This is a genomic window from Bacillus sp. FSL L8-0099 (assembly GCF_038006385.1).
Classification (GTDB): domain Bacteria; phylum Bacillota; class Bacilli; order Bacillales; family Bacillaceae_G; genus Bacillus_A; species Bacillus_A toyonensis.
This window is the reverse complement of record NZ_JBBOVC010000003.1, coordinates 256,973-276,628: the sequence shown is the minus strand read 5'-3', so window position 1 is coordinate 276,628 and position 19,656 is coordinate 256,973. Positions and strand designations below refer to the sequence as shown.

General features: G+C 35.8%; 21 protein-coding genes. 1 reads left to right on the top strand and 20 read right to left on the bottom strand.

Annotated elements, in window-relative coordinates:
- Positions 1–19 precede the first annotated feature (19 nt).
- The 19 genes from MHH42_RS30555 to MHH42_RS30465 all read right to left on the bottom strand — a co-directional run bounded on the left by MHH42_RS30555 (position 20) and on the right by MHH42_RS30465 (position 17,553).
- A complete protein-coding gene (locus MHH42_RS30555; protein ID WP_097955036.1) occupies positions 20–451 on the bottom strand; it encodes a hypothetical protein in 432 nt (143 codons plus the stop codon).
- On the bottom strand, positions 452–1,645 hold the full coding sequence (gene mobP2, locus MHH42_RS30550) for a MobP2 family relaxase (RefSeq protein WP_340895358.1): 1,194 nt from the start codon (positions 1,643–1,645) through the stop codon (positions 452–454).
- The gene (locus MHH42_RS30545; RefSeq protein ID WP_002090361.1) at positions 1,638–1,898 is read right to left on the bottom strand and encodes a hypothetical protein; all 261 of its coding nucleotides are present in this window, start codon (positions 1,896–1,898) and stop codon (positions 1,638–1,640) included. The genes mobP2 and MHH42_RS30545 overlap by 8 nt, the downstream gene beginning before the upstream one ends.
- Before the next feature lie 259 nt (positions 1,899–2,157).
- Complete coding sequence (locus MHH42_RS30540; RefSeq protein ID WP_340895356.1) at positions 2,158–3,054, bottom strand: hypothetical protein; 897 nt, start codon at positions 3,052–3,054, stop codon at positions 2,158–2,160.
- Positions 3,055–3,075: 21 nt separating this feature from the next.
- Positions 3,076–3,654, bottom strand: a complete 579-nt coding sequence (locus MHH42_RS30535; RefSeq protein ID WP_048567231.1) for a hypothetical protein — start codon at positions 3,652–3,654, stop codon at positions 3,076–3,078.
- Between the two features lie 27 nt (positions 3,655–3,681).
- A complete protein-coding gene (locus MHH42_RS30530) occupies positions 3,682–4,809 on the bottom strand; it encodes a bifunctional lytic transglycosylase/C40 family peptidase (RefSeq protein ID WP_097838333.1) in 1,128 nt (375 codons plus the stop codon).
- Positions 4,810–4,813: 4 nt separating this feature from the next.
- Positions 4,814–6,751 (bottom strand): VirB4 family type IV secretion system protein, encoded by a 1,938-nt coding sequence (locus MHH42_RS30525; RefSeq protein ID WP_340895353.1) that lies wholly within the window; start codon positions 6,749–6,751, stop codon positions 4,814–4,816.
- 15 nt (positions 6,752–6,766) lie between these two features.
- Positions 6,767–7,579 (bottom strand): hypothetical protein, encoded by an 813-nt coding sequence (locus tag MHH42_RS30520; protein ID WP_340895351.1) that lies wholly within the window; start codon positions 7,577–7,579, stop codon positions 6,767–6,769.
- Between the two features lie 14 nt (positions 7,580–7,593).
- Complete coding sequence (locus MHH42_RS30515) at positions 7,594–7,881, bottom strand: DUF5592 family protein (RefSeq protein WP_001258275.1); 288 nt, start codon at positions 7,879–7,881, stop codon at positions 7,594–7,596.
- 47 nt (positions 7,882–7,928) lie between these two features.
- On the bottom strand, positions 7,929–10,760 hold the full coding sequence (locus tag MHH42_RS30510) for a pLS20_p028 family conjugation system transmembrane protein (protein ID WP_340895348.1): 2,832 nt from the start codon (positions 10,758–10,760) through the stop codon (positions 7,929–7,931).
- 23 nt (positions 10,761–10,783) lie between these two features.
- Entirely contained in the window at positions 10,784–10,993 is a 210-nt protein-coding gene (locus MHH42_RS30505) for a hypothetical protein (RefSeq protein ID WP_340895346.1), read from the bottom strand.
- Positions 10,994–11,050: 57 nt separating this feature from the next.
- Positions 11,051–13,636 carry a VirD4-like conjugal transfer protein, CD1115 family gene (locus tag MHH42_RS30500; RefSeq protein ID WP_340895345.1) on the bottom strand — a complete coding sequence of 862 codons (2,586 nt, stop codon included), beginning with the start codon at positions 13,634–13,636 and terminating at the stop codon, positions 11,051–11,053.
- Between the two features lie 37 nt (positions 13,637–13,673).
- On the bottom strand, positions 13,674–14,183 hold the full coding sequence (locus tag MHH42_RS30495; RefSeq protein ID WP_098179289.1) for a hypothetical protein: 510 nt from the start codon (positions 14,181–14,183) through the stop codon (positions 13,674–13,676).
- Between the two features lie 76 nt (positions 14,184–14,259).
- Positions 14,260–15,303: a hypothetical protein gene (locus MHH42_RS30490; RefSeq protein WP_340895343.1), complete on the bottom strand. Its 1,044-nt coding sequence runs from the start codon at positions 15,301–15,303 to the stop codon at positions 14,260–14,262.
- 15 nt (positions 15,304–15,318) lie between these two features.
- A complete protein-coding gene (locus MHH42_RS30485) occupies positions 15,319–16,404 on the bottom strand; it encodes a hypothetical protein (RefSeq protein ID WP_340895342.1) in 1,086 nt (361 codons plus the stop codon).
- A gap of 51 nt (positions 16,405–16,455) precedes the next feature.
- Entirely contained in the window at positions 16,456–16,692 is a 237-nt protein-coding gene (locus tag MHH42_RS30480; protein WP_097854448.1) for a hypothetical protein, read from the bottom strand.
- A 106-nt stretch (positions 16,693–16,798) separates the two neighbouring features.
- Positions 16,799–17,107: a hypothetical protein gene (locus MHH42_RS30475; protein ID WP_097854447.1), complete on the bottom strand. Its 309-nt coding sequence runs from the start codon at positions 17,105–17,107 to the stop codon at positions 16,799–16,801.
- 31 nt (positions 17,108–17,138) lie between these two features.
- Complete coding sequence (locus MHH42_RS30470) at positions 17,139–17,363, bottom strand: hypothetical protein (RefSeq protein ID WP_097854446.1); 225 nt, start codon at positions 17,361–17,363, stop codon at positions 17,139–17,141.
- Between the two features lie 49 nt (positions 17,364–17,412).
- Positions 17,413–17,553, bottom strand: a complete 141-nt coding sequence (locus tag MHH42_RS30465; RefSeq protein WP_014990590.1) for a hypothetical protein — start codon at positions 17,551–17,553, stop codon at positions 17,413–17,415.
- Positions 17,554–17,719: 166 nt separating this feature from the next.
- Between MHH42_RS30465 and MHH42_RS30460 the strand changes: the two genes are divergently transcribed.
- Positions 17,720–18,949, top strand: coding sequence for an IS110 family transposase (locus tag MHH42_RS30460; protein ID WP_340895337.1), 1,230 nt, complete (start codon positions 17,720–17,722; stop codon positions 18,947–18,949).
- Between the two features lie 161 nt (positions 18,950–19,110).
- Here MHH42_RS30460 and MHH42_RS30455 read toward each other — a convergent pair whose 3' ends face one another.
- Complete coding sequence (locus MHH42_RS30455) at positions 19,111–19,554, bottom strand: hypothetical protein (protein WP_097854445.1); 444 nt, start codon at positions 19,552–19,554, stop codon at positions 19,111–19,113.
- Positions 19,555–19,656 lie beyond the last annotated feature (102 nt).

Below are 19,656 nucleotides of genomic sequence, written 5' to 3'. Positions count from 1 at the left end.
TAAAAAAGAACAATGTAGCTTACGTTACATTGTTCTTTGATGTCTCATGATCTATACGTTTTTGTCTTGCATGACTAATCCGTTCCGCTACGACTTCTTTTGCTATCTTCACACTTCCCATCTCTTGTTTATCAGTCGTAATAAGGCTATCTACGCCCTCTAAAAAGAAATAACCATTTAATAACTCAATTAAAATTTGCGTATTTCTATCCGCACTATTTGCACCAAGACGAATTTTTGTTAGCTCACTTTTTAATATGTCATGAAGATTTTTAGAAACAATTTCTGAAATATAATTCAATGACCATTCTGTATTTTTTGATGCTTGATGTTCTCTACAAATTCTAACGATTGCTTCACCGTTATATCTGATATTGTGTTCTTCCATATAATCTTTAATATACGTATCTGTTTCCTCATCCAATGTAATTTGCATACGAAAGTCTTTCATTTAATAACCCCTCTCATTTTGATATGCACTTTCTTTTTGCATCCGTTCATAATACTTTTGGTTTTTCCAACTTTCATATTCACTTTTAAAAGCACGCTCCACTTTCTTCATGGAATACTGTATAGATACATTCTGTTGAAATTTTTGAAACGGCTTTGATTTTTTCATATGATGGATTCTCTTTTGTTCTTTATCATATGCCTTCATTTCTTGTAAAAAGGCATTCCCCATTCTTTTATACAAGTCATTGATTTTATTCGTCTTGTAATTTTCATATTGCTTCTTATCATACTTGCCTTCCCCGTATGCTTCTTTAAAAACTTGCACTTCTTTATCTAACTTTTGGAGAAATTGATCGTAATCTTTTTTATGATGATGTTGTATATATCGCCTGCTCAATTCATCAATTTCAGGCTTTAATGGTTGAATCGTATTGTAGCTATATTGCCACTGTCTTTTATCACTTGGTAACTGTTTATAGATTTGTAAAAACAATGGTTTCAAATGTTGATTGCGCCAATCAAAAACCGAATCCTCTTTTTTACTTCCTACCATATTGTTTCGAATCAGATCATTAATTTGTTTTTGTTCCTGCTTACGATCTAACAAATTATTTACGACTTTTCCTCTCATCGCATCCAATGTTTGGGGTTTTCTTTTTCCACGTTCTCTCGTTGGAAATGGTTCAACAGTTGCCACATGAATGTGAATGTTATCCGTATTAAAATGAATGGCTGCCGACCAGGTAGAACTTTTTTCTAACCCCTCCCTTTTCTGCATTTCCTTCATCGCAAGCCGTGTCACATCCATTAACTTTTTTTCATCCAATGTTTTAGTTTTCTCATCATATATGCCTTGTTCCTCTAACCAGGGATTATGAAAAGAAATGACATCCTGCCACATAATACTTCCATTTTCGTGAGCGGTTTTAAACATTTCCTTTAAGGACTTTTTTTCACTTTCTGTTAAACGATTTGCGTGTTCCGTAAATAGTGCCGATGTCTTTTCTGAATTCCCCATATAGTCTTGATACGTTTCAAACATTTTCGGATTCAGCTTCACTTCACTTTTCGCTTCTTCCCTATCTACATACTCTATATAGTTCTGAAATGCATCGGAACTTGGTAACACAAATTTCGTTTTTAAAACAACACCTGGTGTGACTGAAGATTGAACAGGAACGGCATTATTCATTTTCAACATCCTGCATCATCATTTGAATAAACTCATTCATTTTTTCCATTGCGCTATAACAATCACTCATCATATGGATGTTCTTTTCAATGAGATTTTCTAATTCCATTTCCCTTTTATTTTGTTGCTGAAAAAATGCCAACATTTCAATTTGATCTTTCAAAAATTTTTGCCTGGATAATCCTTTCCTCTTTGCAATTTCATCTATTTTCTTTACGGCAATTGGATCTACTTCTCTAATTCTAATTTCCACTTTTCCCTCTCCTTTCTGCAAATCTGGGTAGAGATCAAAAAATAGTGAGAAGAGCATAAGGGGTTTTTGTTCCCACCTAAGGTGTGAAGCTAGGCGGAGCCTAGCGAAACGATGGGAACAAGAAAACCTTCTAGGTGTAGACTCACTCACGACACAAACTCTTCTGATGTAGACTCACTCACGACTCATTTTTTCGTGATGTGGACTCACTCACGATACAAAATCCTTTGATGTAGACTCACTCACGACACGACTTTTTTCACTTTTCATTAATTTCCTGTGCCTTTTCTTCTAATTTTTTGATCTTATCTCGTGCAATTTTTTGTTCCCCTTTAAACAATTCCACGTTCTTTTCTGATGACTTTATTTTAGATTCTAAGGATGCTATTTTTGATTGTGTTTCCGTTTTTTCTGCTTCCGTTTGGTACTTCATTTCATTTTGTAATTCTTTTACCTTTTCATAAACTGTCTTCGCATTTTCTTCTTCCAGTTTGATTGCTTTCCCGTAATTTTTTATCTTTGTTTCGATATCCTTTTTGTCTCTTTCTATAAAATCTAGCTCATATGTTTTTTTATCTTCAGCTAATAATTCATCATTTGCTTTTGTTTTTCTTTGATCGGTAAAAATCGTCTGAACTAATTTATTCGGACTTTTTGTTGCTGCATTTTCTTCTTCATATTCGTTAACATCTTGTGTGAATTTACGAATATCCATTTGTTCTTTTTCACCGTTTTTATTGTAAATATCGAAAGCTAACGCTCCCCAATTCGGAGATAACTCTTTTACTTCTACAACGTATTTTCCGTTCTCTTCATACAATACTTTGACAGGTAACTGAACACCTGGATTTGCTTTTTGCTGTGCCTTAAATGTATATCCTGTTTCCTCATATCCTTCTAATCGAAAGTAAATTTGTATAAAGTTTTTGTGTGGATTGTATTCCCTTTTTTCTACAATCAATTTCCCCATACCCGACAACTTAATTACTTTATTTGTCTCTGTATGGAATAGTTTTTCATCGTTTGGCATGTAAATTTTAGATGTTAAGAAAGCGAAAAATCCAAAAAATAGAAAGCTGATAATTGTTAGGTAGATCCACGACTTATTTTTTCTTAGATTGATTCTTTCACTCTTCTTACCAATTGCATCTATCACACTCTCACCCCACCTTTTTCGTTATAAAACTTTCATATTTAACTCTTCCACACTTGTAACTCGCCATGTTTCCTTATCTTTTTTCATGATGATTCGTAACACATTGTTTACTTTTTCTTCTCGGTTTTGCGTTGAATCTGTCGTGACATTTATAAATTCAGCTAACACATTTACCTCCTCTTTATCGGGTTCATTTTCTTGTAAATAAAACTTCATTTCTATTGGTTTCGTTTTATACGTATCTCCTAATTCGTATTTATCAGTTGGATAAAATTGTTGTAAAAGTTCTTCGCTCATAATGGATTTTGCCTTTTCTTTTCGCTCGCTGTACCCTTCTTTCTCTCTGTGAAATGATAATTGTATAAACGTTTCGGCTGTCGATAAGTACGCCCTTCTTTGTTGTTCTTGTGCGGAAGGAAGCACCTTATCCAATCGTTTTTTTAAGTCTTCATTTTGTTTTGTTAGTAATTCATTTGAAAGTTTTAACTGTTTTTCTTTGCCATCACTCATTGACTTTTTACTCAAATAGATATTAAAAGCTGTCACACCAGCCACTAAAATTGCAAGTACAATAAACAAAAATTTCCGTTTATCTTTCATTCTTTTAGTCTCCTATTCTTTCGGTTTTTAGAACCTTCTTACATGACCAGAAAAGACTTTTTTCCAATATGGATTATTTAGATCTTCAATGGAAACACCCTTATTCGTTTGGCATCCAATGAAAGTATTTTTATCAATTACAATGCCAACGTGTCCGTCATGTTTGTAAGTATCAAAGAAAATAACATCACCTGGTTTCATATCATTTGCTGATACTTTTGTACCAATTTTATTTAATGTTTCCGTACTTACAGCGCCAATCGGACTGGTATACATCCCTACTTGTTCGAATGCCCAGCGTACAAAACTTGAACAATCAAAAATTCCTCTTGCGATGTCATTTGTGTTACGTCCTCCACCAAATACATAGGTAGAACGCCCTATCCATTGACGACCTACATCGGCAACTTTTGAACCGCTACTTCCTCCACTTCCTGGATTTCCTCCTCCACCAGAAACAACAGAACCCGGCTGATAATACTTCAAAACGGCATCAACATAAAGCGCGTCCCCGTAGCACGCGGAGTAGGGTATCATCTCTGGCCTTACACAACGATACATACCCGTATGTTTCACTTTTTGATATTGTTGTTGTGAAAATTTAATTGCTAATTCTTTCGTATACTTGCCACCATTTGCGCCAACAAAATCAAAAAATCCTGTCCCGAAATTGTAAGCTTGAAGGGCTGTTTTAATATGATCCATGTCCCCAGGACTCGTTACTCCGGCTCTTTCTATCGCATGTTTAAACTCCTGTACACCAGCCCAAATACTGTAGTCCGGATCTGTAATACAGTTTGGTGATTTACAATATTTCGTATTAAAAGCGCCTTCGGAACTCTGCATCGGATCACTACCACGTCCTCCGCTCTCTTGCATCATTTGTGCAAGCATTAAAGCGACAAACGGTTCCACGCCAAAAGCTTTCGCATGCTTCCGAATCGTAGGTTCCCATTTTAGAACTTCAGGCGAAACATTCATGACTTGCCCTTCCCCTGTATACGTAATATCACCTGCGTCTGTTCCACTTTCGCCACCCATTGCCGCAATAAAAATACTCATAACTCCAAGTAAAAGAAAAGAAAAAAGACCCATCACAATTAACGCTAAAGTGATGAGCCATTTCTTTGGTATGATCTTTAAAACCAGATGCATAGTATTAAGCACCTCCCCCGAATAACATCAATTCTTCATCTGTTACTTCTACATGGAAATGAATGTTTTTTACAGCCCCAATACTTAAAATCACATCCCCTGTTGGCAAATGTGGAATCGCTGCAATCTCACTTTCACTTAACTGTCCTGCAAATACTTTTCGTAACATATCTAAACTGTTATTATCTTGCTGCATAATAAATTTGTACTGTGTAAGTTCAAATAACTTTTTAATTTCATCAATCATTTCTTGTGATGATCCTTCCGGTACAAAATCCCGAATCGTGTGACTTGCATATAAAAGCCCTGCAAAATATTTTCGATCTTCTCGGCTAAATTTCGTTAAAAATTGTAGAGCATGGGCGCTTTCTTTTTTCGTGTTTACTATATGATGCGCCTCGTCAATAATAATGAAATAACGAATTACATCTTCAAAAGCAAGTTGTTGTTTAGTATATGCCTCTAATTGTGGCGCACCATTGGATATCATTTCATCCCATATTAAATTAAAAACATTAAAAATTTGCGCTTGGAATACTTCCGGTTTAAAATTTGAAATGTTTCGTAAGGAAAACGATACAACTTGTTCTTTTTTAAAGTTTTCAATAGTGGAATGGCCATCAAATAATTGTGCATATGCTTCTACTAAATTTACAAGATTTAATTCAATCAACTCTAAACGATGTTTTCTGCTTTCTCCTAAATTCTCATGGTGTTTTCTATTTTTTACATTCTCATATAATTCATCACGAACAAAAGATAAAAAGTTTGAGAAAATGGGATACTCATTTGGTTTTCTTGTTGTAATTTCATTTTTCGCTCCTTTTTCGTCATTCCATAATCCCATTCGAATATATAATTTACGAAGCAAATTTTCATATTCTTTAATTTCATCATCTTTTGCTTCTGGCGCAATGAATCGATAAAAAATTGTCAATTTAGATAAATGTTGAGTGAAACTAACTTCTTCAAGTTCTGCTGTCTTATATACTTGAAGTGGGTTAATTTGACCTTGTGAACCATCTAATGCAATTGTTTTCCCGTTCAGATCACGTACTGTTTCCTCAAATTCACCTACAATATCAAAAATACGAATAAAATGACCTTTACTTGCATAGTCTACTGATTTCTTTTTTAGTAATGTAGATTTTCCCGCACCAGGCTTTCCAATCATTACACCGTTATAAAACTTTCTTTGTTCGTCTTTATGAAAAATATCAAAAATAACATTTCCTTTTGTTTTCGTTGTTCCATAATACGTACCGTATGGATCGTGCAAATAAGAATAATGAAACGGACACCCACCAGCCAAACTGACTGCCGGAATTTCTTTCCCTTTTCTTCGGTTCACATAATTTTTTTGTGTATCAAAGCTCGTTACGAGTGCATCCCACTCATACTCTTGTTCATTTAAAAAGACAGCTCCTCGAAAGTTATAAGATTCTAATGTTTCCAGGATCTCTTTTACTTGTTTTTCTAGCTCATCTATTGTTCTAGCGGAGACATAAATACGAATGTGAATACGTTTCATGACCTCACCTTGTTTCAAATCCGTATAGAGAGCTTCCAGCTCTAAAAATTCATTTTTTGCATCGATCCGATCTATATTATCCTTCGCTGTATCATGTCGAACACTTTGTTCACTCATGGATTTATTAATTGATTCAACGACCTCTCTTCGGTCATCACTCATTACATCTAATGTTGTGATCACATTTGGCATATTCATAATTTGTTCTAACCAAAAATCATTTACCTCTGTTGGAAAGTCAAAAACATGCACACAAGTACCTAATCCATCACCTGTTTGAAAATAACTTTCTTTAAAACTAATTCCCCCTTGTGGCTGAACTCTAGCCACTAAATAAGGGTTATAACCTTTCTTCTTTTTTAGTTCCTCTTGCTTTTCCTTTTTGGATTTTTTACTTTTGAACGTAAACATATTGTTTCCCCCTTACTACCATATATTTTTCGTTCCTAATTTTGCATTTTGATTGAACAATTTAAACATAAGCTCCAACTTTTTCTCTTCATCCACCTCTAATAGTTCAGTAGAGCGCTTGATATATCGTTTTGCTGCATCTACACGTTCTTTTACGATTAATTCCGTTTCTCCGTAGATAAATAAGAAGGCTTCCCGATTGGTTCTACCCCATTCTAAAAACTGAAGTTCTTTTAACTTCTGATTTAAAATCCGTTCATACAAAGGACTAGTACATTCTTTAATTTTCTTTTCTATATAACGTTGTTGTTCAGTTGTTTGACATGGGAAGTTTAAAAAAACAAGTTTAATCGACTGTTTGTAGGCTTGATAAAAATAAGCATGTGAGAAAATAACAAACGCTTGCTCGTCGCTATTCTTAGAGAACATATCGTCACCTTCCACTTGAAGGATTTCTAAAAACTCCTCATTTTTTAGTTCAAATATGCCATCTTCTGTCATGTCTACAATTTGCATAATTTCCGCAATACTTTTCTTTACCTTTGGTGGTGCTTCTTTCTTTTTTCTAGAGAAAAAGCCTAGAAGTTTTGGATTTTTCTTTTTCAAAACATCTTTCTTTGCTTTTTCTCTTTTTTGTTTTTTTGCTTTGTTTTCTGTCTTTGGTTTTTCTTCCTCTTTCTTTTTTGTTGGTACCACCTTACCAATATCTTTTGGCTCGGAAAGTTTTTTTTCTAACTGTTTTTCGTTAAAATGAAATGCCTTTTTGATCGATTTTTCTATTTGTTTGGGTTTCTCTTTTTCTACATCTTTTTCGCTGAATAACGCCATATGTGACCCCTCCCTTATTGATCGTTATCAATGGCGCAATATGCACCTTTTCTTCTTAGCAATGTAATAATCAACACTTCATACATTCGTTTTTGAGGATTCGTACTTGGTCGCCAAATCATGATAATTGCAATAACTGCCATGAAAATAACAAATGGTAATTGAAAGGAATCATGTACAAAATTCCTAAGAATCATCGTTACAACTAATAAGCCAATTAATAAAAAGAAATCTATTAAATAAAGCACTTTATTAATCCGTAATTCTGTACTGATTTCCTTCGGAATCCGATAGCTTCTCATCGGGATTCCCTCCTTTTCGACAATAAAAAATAAGCGTACGATTACGCTTATTTTTTATCTGTATTCTTTTTATTTTTGTTTACAATATCTCTCCAACTTTTACCCGTGTTTTGCCCCATCTGATAAAAACGCTTTGTATTTTGTACCGTGTCTGAATTATTGATTCGTTCTTGAACCCCTCTTACTGTTTGCTTAACAGATGATGTAGTGGAGTTATAACCTTTTTTAACTGTATCCGTTGCATATTGTCCTAATGTACGTGTTTCCTGACTTCTACTTGCTGCCACTTCTTTATCGCTTTCATAAGGAATAATTGGGCTACTATGTGTCACCGTTACGATGTCGGCTGATACCTGGCTTCCTCCACTTGGTACTGATCTTGGTGTTTCTACTGGTGCCGCGCTACTTCCACTTGGTACTGATCTTGGTGTTTCTACTGGTGCCGCGCTACTTCCACTTGGTACTGATCTTGGTATTTCTACTGGTGCTGGACTTCCTCCACTTGATACTGATCTTGGCGTTTCTACTGGTGCCGGGCTTCCTCCACTTAGCACTGGTCTTGACGTTTCTACTGGTGCCGGACTTCCTCCACTTGGTACTGATCTTGGCGTTTCTACTGGTCCTGGGCTTCCTCCACTTGGCACTGGTCTTGACGTTTCTACTGGTGCCAGGCTTCCTCCACTTGGCACTGGTCTTGGTGTTTCCATTGGTGCCGGACTTCCTCCACTTGGCACTGGTCTTGACGTTTCTACTGGTGCCGGGCTTCCTCCACTTGGTACTGATCTTGACCTTTCTACTGGTGCCGGGCTTCCTCCACTTGGTACTGATCTTGATGCTTCTACTGGTGCCGGACTTCCTCCACTTGGCACTGGTCTTGGCGTTTCTACTGGTGCCGCGCTACTTCCACTTGATACTGGTCTTGCTGTTTCCATTGGTCCCGGGCTACTTCCGCTTGGTACTGGTCTTGCTGTTTCCATTGGTGTCGAGCTACTTCCGCTTGGTACTAGTCCTGCCGTTTGACTTCCTTCACTTGCTCCCTGTCTTACTGTTCCTGGTGTTTGACCTCCTTCACTTGCTCCTTGTCTTACGCCTCCTGGTGTTTGACTTCCTTCACTCGCTCCTTGTCTTACTGTTCCTGCCGTTTGACTTCCTTCACTTGTTCCTTGTTTTACTGTTCCTGGTGTTTGACCTCCTTCACTTGTTCCTTGTCTTACGCCTCCTGGTGTTTGACTTCCTTCACTTGTTCCTTGTCTTACTGTTCCTGGTGTTTGATTTCCTTCACTTGCTCCTTGTCTTACGCCTCCTAGTGTTTGATTTCCTGCGCTTGTTCCATTTGCTTTTCCAGCTTCTTTCATTTCATCTTGAAGGCTTGTAGTACCTGATTCTTGCCCATTCGCTACCCCTGGGTTTTCGTTCCCTCCTTTTTTCATGTCTTCTTGAATAGATGGCATACCACCATTCTTTTTATCTTTTTCCTTATTTAAGTTACCTTTTTCCTTATTTGCTACATCATTTCCATTTGCTTTCTTCTCACCAGCTTTTTTCATTTGATCTTGCAAGGAATCTTTATTTTCTGATTCATTTCCATTTTTCAAGCCACTTATGAGACCAGCCATTCCACCTGTTGCCATCGCTGCCGCACTTGCGGTTTTAGCCGCTGCAACACCAGTTCCTTGCGCTGCACCTTTCGCTCCTTTTCCAATCATATTTCCGAGACCCTTCATTGGTTTTGAACTTGCAAGACCACCGATTCCTTTACCAAGTGCGTAACCACCTACTAACACGCCCCAACTACTCTTTAAACCAATATCTATTCCAAATAGTCTTTCTACGACTGCCGGGCCATCTAGAACTGCCATACTAAATGCGGCTAATGCAATCAGATACGGTACACCATCTAATTTGTCATGGAGAAACGCTGTTCCCATTATATATAGCTTCAAAGATAGGAATATCATAATCGTTGCTACAAATATATTGAGTATATTGGATAACACGGCTTTTAACTTTTGACCATTCGCAACATCGGCTGGTGCTAATATGTTCGCTAACAAGTAGTTAAATGCCAATTCATAAAATAACCTAGCTAATTTAATACTCACCAATAACAAAGTTAATCCTGTTATCAGTAAAGTAAAGAATATATTCCAGAAATTCCAATGCCAGCGATAATACTTTTCTGGAAAGAAATCAAACCATCCATCTTTTAATTCAGCTAAAGATGCGACTCCCATCCCATCCATTACCCTTTTATACTTAAGAATATCTTGACCACCCTCAGATAATTCCTTATCCTTCGCAAATTCAAAATCTTTATCTATCTTTTCAGTAATATCAATTTGTCTAATGCTTTTTTCCGGAATATTATTTTTCGGATTCATATCTTCTTTCTTTTTCCATCCATTTTGATCTATTACTGCAATATCCGTTATGTTCTTCTTAATAATTTCATCACTTAAGGAACCTTTTTGTTCTGATTTTACAACTGCTATGGCATCATCGGTGAACTTATCAACCTTTGTCATACCAGTACTTAATAAACAAAGTACACTCAATGTTATGAAAATATTGATGATAATTTGAGAACGGTTCATTTGTTTGTTCATAATAAACATGTAGCCAATATATAAAAATGAAATGGCTAAAAGAACGACAAACAATGGATATAACATATCAACAAAATTTTGTATTTCCGGTGAATTAAAGAATCCTTTAATCCCCAGTATGGCATCTGTCACACCTTCTAAAGCATCTACAACCAAAGATAAACCTACAATTAGGAACCATCCTAGCCAACGCAATACATAATTCACGATGTCTCCTACTTGAAGATAATCCGAGAACGATTCTAAAACCTTTAAAATTTCTTCATCTTTCACTATTTACCCTCCTCTCATGCTTATTACTGTTCTAATACTTCTTTTGCTGTCCAATTCACTCTCTCATTTAGTCTGTCGATGCGAATAATCAATTTCCCTTTTTGTTCCCGATCTACTGAAAGGAAAAGAACCGCATCTTCTAGACCAAGAATGACCTCATTTTCTTCTGTTACCAATGGCGAGTAACTATCTAAAATCAATTGCATTTTATCCGTTATTGTTGGTACACACATTCCCTCTTCCTCCTTTATATTTGGATTCAAAAAAGCACTCAATCATTTGAGTGCTTTCTAACTTGTTACTTGTTCTTTTTCTTCTTCTAAGTCACGCAAGATTCGATTAATCTTGTTTTCGACTGCTTGATAAACACTTTTGTCGATGTGGTCATTGTGAGCTAACATTTGAAATTCACTGTAAAACTCGCCCATTTCTTGATTTTCAACCTCATCTATTGATTTGCCTAACTGTGCTATAAAGAACTTATCAACCAGTTTCAAAACCGCTAAATCAGATTCAAAAAATTCATTAACCGTTTTTTCTTTCCAATTTTCAATGGTGAGGGAATCAAACGGGCTATCTTCCTGCTGAAACGCCTCTTCTGGTATATCTTCATCAATTCCCATCATTGTTGGTTCTTCTACTGGCCGCGGTGTCTCTATTTGGGAAGAAGCTTCTTGTTCTTGTACTTGTTCTGGTTCTAAAGTTTTTTTCTCAATTTGTTCTGCTTTTCTCTGTCCTAGAAAATCTACAATAAGTGACTTTGGATTTACATCATCATGTAGAGAATCAATATCTATATCTAAAATAGATTTATCTGTATCGAACTCTACTCCTAAGTACTCCCATCTGTATTTTAAAGCTGTTTCTCCCGTATTATAAATTGGGCGAGGTCTGATACGTTTTCTGTTATTATCCTGACGTTTTATGACACGAATAACGGCACTTTCTCCTTCTTTAAAATTCATAAGTTCATTTGCTGTTAACAGTGGACGTTGATCTAGACCTTCCGTTTTATTTTTATCAGTAGAAAGACCTTTCCCACTTCGGGAAGGTAGATTAATTGTCTGATTTCCTAGTTTTTTGGAAACTTTTTCGGCGGTTTCTTGATCGTTCGTTAGAATGTAGATGGTATTCCCACAGTTTCCATCAATCGTATCTGCATCCTCACCATACTTATTTTTTAATTGTGCATATGCCTGGATGACAAGATTAAAGCGAACATTTCTACCGAGACAAACCGTGATAATATTCGCCATTCCTTCAATACTCGGCATATTTCCATACTCGTCTAGGCAAAAAACCACCTCACGGTGACATTTCCCTCCACGAGCGAGGGATGCACCCTTAGCCAATATAAAATAAAGCTGTCTTACAAAAATAGAAGCAATGACATGATTCGAAGAATCAAAGTCTGGTGTAATCATAAAAATAGCCACGGGTTTATCGAAATAATCCACTTTTGTTACTTGCATATCTTCATTTTCTTCTACCACTTTAAATTCTGTATGACCTGTCTTTTTATCTATTTTTGTAATAGAAATAGATGTTTTCGTTTGAGGATTTTCCTTTTCATTACATTGAATGGTATCTCCAACTTTTATTACTTTCTTAAAATCTAATGAAAAACGTCCTGTAATATCTACTTTGATAGACTCCTTTGAGCCATCTGGAAATACAATTTCTACTCGTTTTCTAGGTGTCACTTTTCCTTTTATCGTTTTTCCAAAACCGACACGTTTTAAATCCACACTATTTTTTGCTGTCATTTTAGCGATTTCATCAAATGTAAAAATAGAAAGTCCGTTCATTGTTTGGGTGAAAATTCCACCTCGTGTTGTTCCTTTCGAGAAGTTTGAGGTTGCATATTGCATTTTCGCAACACTTTCCGCTGGTAAACCTTCAAAGTATAAATCTAATGCATTTTGTGGATCTGCTTTCGGATCTACGATCACCTCTTTCGACCCAAGTTCTGATAACATATTTGCAACTGCATACATTGTGATTTTTTCTTCTGTACCTTCCGCAATGCATTTATCTGTAACGGCTAATATCATGGCGTTACACAAGCTCATAGCACACTGTTGCCAAAAAGGATCTTTTACAGTTGGGTTGTAATACAAAGTGTGCGAGAGTGTTTTACATAATGCCTGGGCCGTTGAATAATCCCCATCTTTATAGGCATCTTTGACAAGCTGCAATAAGTTATAACTCATAGAATCCAATGGATTTAATAAATTTAACACTTCAATGTGATATCCTCGTTTTTCTAAAGTTTCTTTGGAAGCGCTAAAAATTTCACCTTTTGGATCATTAATTATTAATGAAGGCTTATGTTCCGCCCTAGAATAGACATCAATTGTAGGAAATACAAAGGTTTCCCCTTTACCAGAGCGTGTTGTACCAATAATTAAATTGTTTACGGGGCTATCATCAATGAATACCTTGTCACCTAGTCGGGAGATAACAACACCACCGCCACCTTTAAATGATTCTTCTCGATCAGGCACAGCTCGATACTGCTTTTTCAACTCTTCAACTGTTGTAAAACGACTAGATCCTTTCTGATGATTATTTAAGTTTTTAAAGGAAGATTTCAGCTTATACACCGTTCTTGCAATAGTTCCAATCACTACAAGGAAAACAAGCATGTAGTAAATTGGATGCTCTGCAATTGGCATCTGAAAAAGAAATCCTACCTCCATATGAAATGGTTTTGGGTGTAATAAATCACTAAATGTTGTTTCTATCAGCTCTAAAGATAAGTTGAGTAAAAAATTAGCGATTAAAAACATTCCAACAAATAAAAAAGCACTCAATGGAATGAGTACTTCTTTTTCAGCTAATTTATATTTGATTGATATCTTTTCACTATACATATAAAAGCATCACCTCTGTTCAATCTAGCCACACGTATTACTTTTTCAAGCCAAATCCCGAATCATAATTATATTTTTCATACTCTGTTATCTTATCGAAATCATTCGTTACATCTAAAGATATGATATATCCAAATTTCTTAGTAATTTGGGCATCTGATGGCATTTGTTGAAAACTCGCTATTACTTTTATATCGGAATCCTTCATTTGTTGAAGAAAGTATATAAAATCTTCCTGACATAAATAATTGGTTTCATCTACAATTACATATTCAAATTGTTTAGCTACATTTATCACATCATCTGTAATTTTAAAATCTCTATATTCTTCATTTGATTCACAATCTAAATATTGTAAAGTTACATGCCCTTCTGTTTGCTTCTCTAATTCTTCGTATTCCTTAAATGGATCTAACACTAATACTTTTGATAAACTTAAAGCCATTTTCTTCAATTCCCTCGTTTTCCCTGTTCCCACTCGACCTACCACCATTAAACTTTTATCTAGACTTGAAATTTGTACTAAATTTGCACTATTAACAAACATCTATATGACCCCTCTCAAATTAAAAAGGTACTCTTTTTTTGAGTACCTTTTTGAAAATATCAGTTGATTTTTTTCTTTATTTACTCGCTACCATCTTTTCATTTTGTTTCAGAACTGGCTTTTCTGGATTTGTTGGTTTTTCCGGTTCTGTCGGCTTCTCTGGATTTGTTGGCTTTTCCGGTTCTGTTGGCTTCTCTGGATTTGTTGGCTTTTCCGGTTCTGTTGGTTTCTCTGGATCTGTTGATTTTTCTGGATCTGTTGGCTTCTCTGGATTTGTTGGTTTTTCTGGATCTGTTGGTTTTTCCGGTTCTGTCGGTTTCTCTGGATTTGTTGGTTTTTCTGGATCTGTTGGTTTCTCTGGATCTGTTGGTTTTTCTGGATCTGTTGGTTTTTCTGGATCTGTTGGTTTACCTGGATCTGTTGGTTTTTCCGGCTCTGTTGGTTTCTCTGGATTTGTTGGCTTTTCCGGCTCTGTCGGTTTCTCTGGATTTGTTGGTTTTTCCGGCTCTATAGGTGGCTTTGGTTTTTCTGTCCCTGTATTTTCCGTATTACCATCCTCACCCTCCGTTATAATTGGTGGGGTTACAATTGTATCTGGTTTCTTCTCTGGTGGAAGAATATCTCCTATACTCGCTACTGAAGAATCAATATTTTGATCGCCAAATGCAAAATGATCTCCATTCACGCTGACTTGTGGCTTATTATCCGTAATAGCTGCAATCACATTATCTTTTGTTGTATCTTGAAGTGTTTTATCTGTTGTTTCTTTATCAAAGAGTGCTAGAACACGAGAAGTGGTTTCATCCCCATTTTGAAGATTACTTACAATAGATTTTTCTTTAAAATTAATTTTTGATTTATCCAGCTCTTCGAGTACATAAGCAACTTCATTATCCTTACTCTGAATTGCATTCTCTGTAATTGCTTCAAAATCATGTTTGTTCAGATCTTCTTTCTTTTCATCTGGCTTATTCTTATCTATCTTTTTTGTAATAGCTGTTTTACTTTTTGATGATTCCTTATTTCCAAACCAACTACACCCTGTCGTACTCAATATCAACGAACCACCAAGAAAAACAATCCCCATTTTTTTGTACAGATTCTCATAATTTAAAGGCATGTTATTCTCTCCCCCTTAGATGTTCTGTATATCTTTATCAATTTTTTCACTCTTAGCTTTCTTTTCTTCTTCACTTATCGTAGATTGTTGAATATCTCGTTTCTCTAATTCTTTGACCTCTTTCATTACGTTTTTATTTCCTTGCGTTTTGGCAAAAGAATAACAATCTTCATATTTTTTTAGATTTACAAAAGCTTCAACAATGAGTTTTTCACGTCTACCGTCCATATTGACTTTCCCTTTAAGCTTGATTACCTCCTCATATTTCTTATTAAGTGCTGCTTTTTCAAAGTCGATTACATCATTTTTGACATCAATTTCATTGATTTTATTCATGTTGTCTATCCCAATAAAATAAGCAACCACACTTTCTGCAAATTTCGGTTCATATTGTAACGCCTTATTTGCCTTTCCATTTAATAAATAAGTAAATAAAACTGCCTTCTGACTATCTTTATCTAATTCTGTGTAATTGACCTTATCGAAGTATTTAACGGCTTCTCCATACTGTTGAATGGCTGCCTGTTGTAATCCTTTTACTACATATTGTTCAGAGCCAGCATTTGCACTCGAAACTGGATCGGAAGAGAATAACTTAAAGGTAAATATGGCACCAGCTCCAATTAACACCATGCTCCCTATAACACTCGCAATAATCTTAAATCCTTTTCTATTTTCCTCTCCAGGCTTTACTTGTGGCTCTATTTCATTCGATGGACTAGAAGAGGCTTCTTCCTTTCCTACTGGTAATTTTTCTTGATATTCATATTCTTCATGAAAAGGAGAATCATTGATTTCCCTTTCTAACGTTTCTAACAGCTCCTTTTTTTGTTCCTCTTGTTCCGGATCTAATTGCATCACATTCATTTTTTTAGAAATGTGATCAAAAATGTGATCTGCATATCTCGAACCAAGCGATAACGTACCGTTATAAATTTCATTAGAATGACCATCTAACAAATCAAAATCAATATGTTCTTGCCGCCCTGCCTCTCTATAAACTCGTTCTAATCGCTTCGTTAAGATATAAGCTTCATGAAACGAATATTGCTTACCCGAATCAATTTCAGTTCCATTGCTACTCTTAAAAATGACAAACATGGCTTCTCCTTTCTTCCATTTGATTTATATTTACTTTCATTTCGATTGATCTTAAAATGCATAGTACACAAAAGAACCTAATACAAGGAAGACAGCAAATAAAAACGCTAATGGTAAAAGGTCTCTTAACAATCTTCCTAAAAAATCAAAAGCTCGCTCAGTTGACACCATACACATGAAAATAAAATAACAAACAGTAAATGCTAACATAGTTATCAGTGTCACGATCAAGTAGAATCCTACTGGATTACTATAAAACTCTTTAAAGGACTGTACGATAAACCCCATAATCCAGCCTCCTTTTTGTATCAAATTCAAATTCTAATAAAAAAAGGCAACAAAAAAAGCCATACCCTTTGCATAGCCTCCTCATTGCCTTAATTATATTTTTTCACTATTTCATCCAGAAAAACGTGAATAAGATTTGACCAAATTTCACATTGCTATTTACGCTCTCTGCTAAGTATTGGCATCCCATTACAATAACGAGTCCGGCTGCCCCACCAAGAAACCACCAAATACATTTATGTCTTCCTCTTTCACCGCCCCAAATTAATAGGTAAGCGCCCCAGCAAAATACAATCGCTGTACTAACCATTGCCCCTCTTTGCATCCATGCAATAAAAGAATTACCTGTATTAATTAGACCATCCATCGCATCACCTAACACTAACATTTGAGATAATGTTTCCAACATTGACATATACATTCACTCCCTTTTCATTTTTAAATGCTTATACGTTACTAAGCTGACTTGATTCATTCGCCTTGCTGTCTTCTTTTACTTCTGTTGATATTACTTTATAAGCTTGTAAAGCTTTCATTACTAAATCTTGATTTTCTTCAATGTATTTCTGATGATGTAAATGAAGCCAATGGTTATAATCCTGACCATTGGCTCTTAATAGGTTTGCTACCATATCTTTTTCTTTTTTTAATTCCCTCTGTGTAATCGCCACTATATCACCACCTCGTATATTATGTTTAACTACTTTTTGTCGGACATATTTAATCTATATTCTCTTGGACGTCCGAGGATATTCCTAGATAATGAAAGTAAGGATCATTTGGGACAATTCCTTCACCACCTGTAGATATAACTACAAGGAAAGACTGTTTCCCAGTGTTCGCTTTATGCTTCCTACTCACAGGCTGTTCTCCTTACTTCAAACCTAGCTGTTAGTAGCGCTAGGGCGGCTTTTGGAGTAAGAATAAGTTCTTATACACGAGGATGTTGGTCAGCGATCACACTAGGGATATCCCCAGACGTCCAAGGCAGTTTCCAGTGATTCTAAAAGAAAGGAGGAGTTTTCTCATGAAATTATTTGTAGGTTTAGATGTGAGCTCTCAAGATGCAAAAATTTGTTTTTTAAATGGTGAAGGGGATTGTTTACAATCGTTCACTATTACAAATGATTTACCCGGTGCTTTGATTTTAAAGAAAAAAATTCTAGACACAGCTTCTAAATCCAATTGTAAAATCATTAAGATTGGATTAGAGTCTACATCCATTTACAGTTATCACCCAGCCATGTTCCTTCATAATGACAAGGAACTTAGAACCTACGGTTCTCAGGTATTTATGATTAATCCAAAACAAATTTCTAATTTTAAAAAAAGCTATCCGGAAATGGATAAAACAGATGCCATAGATGCATTTGTCATTGCAGACTACGTTCGTTTTGGTCGCCATACAATGTCTATTGTAAAAGAAGAACAGTATATGGCCTTACAACAATTAACTCGTTCTCGCTATCAACTCGTACATGCCTTAACGAAAGAAAAACAACATTTTCTTCAACACCTAGGATTGAAATGCAGCCAATTTACTCAAGACGTTGAATCCTCTGTATTCGGAAACGCTATGATGGAATTATTTTTAGAACGATTTAGTTTAGAAGAACTAGCTCAAATGCCTTTACAAGAGCTCGTCCTTTTCCTTCAGGAAAAGGGAAAAAAGCGTTTTGGTAATCCAGAAGACGTTGCAAAATCCATCCAAAAAGCTGTTAAAGGTTCGTATAGATTAAGCAAGGTCGTAGAAGATTCTATTGATCTCTTACTAAGTACTTCTATTCAAATTATGCGCACCTATCAAGCTCAAATTAAAGAGATTGAGAAAGGTATAGAAAGCTTGATGTCAACGTTACCGCAGACCCTTGAAAGTATTCCGGGTGTAGGTCCTGTATTCGCGGCAGGTATTGTCGCTGAGATTGGTCAAATTGACCGCTTTGCCGACGAAACACGTATCGCAAAATATGCAGGCCTCTTCTGGAAAAAATACCAGTCTGGTCGCTTTACTGCAGAAAATACATCCTTAACAAAATCAGGAAATCCGTACTTACGTTATTACCTAGTTGAAGCCGCCAACTCTGTAAGACGTCATGTACCTGAATATCGTGATTACTATACGAAAAAGTCTGCAGAAGTTCCTAAACATAAGCACAAACGTGCCCTCTTCTTAACTGCAAGAAAATTTGTGCGTTTGGTTGATGCGCTACTACGCAATAACCAAATTTACGCGCCAGGAAGGGGCGTTGATAGATGATATCTAGCAACATTTCCTCCCTTTTCTAATTCCATTAATTTACAATCAATTAATGGTCTAGTTTCCTATTGCCTTTTTTAAGCTGTAATACTAGCTTTAATGGTTTGAGCGCTAAAATACCTACTTGACATCACACCACAGGTCTTTCAATGATTATGTGATTACTTCTGATATTGTTCTTTGCAATTTTGAACAAAGTAGGTAACTTCTTTTTCAAAATCAGATGGTTTAATTTCTTCAAACTTTATTGATTTCTTCAACTCTCCTTTTTCATAGTAAGCTAGAGTATCACGTTTTTGTGACAAGCCGAAGTCATGTTGATTACTTGTTCTTGGAACATCCTCTCTACCTCCGAATAATTCCCTAACCAATATATTGTTTTGCTTTGCTAATTTTTCGACTTTAAAAAGTATATCTGCTCTTGTTTTCTTATCATTATTTAATATTACAAAACCTGTGCCATCCTCACTCATGAACTTCTTCATTTCTAACGGACTAAGTTCCATTACTTCCCCTTTTCCCGAACTAAAGACAAATGTTGAACCAATACCAATTGCAATTAATAGTCCAACAATAGCGGAAATGATCCACCCTTTACGACTCATGCATGTTCCGTTGCCAAAACCTTATAAAAGTCTATAAAGTTTGTTTATTTCCCTGTTCTACGAGTCCGGTTTTGCCAAAGCTACTACCGTTTGATATAACTC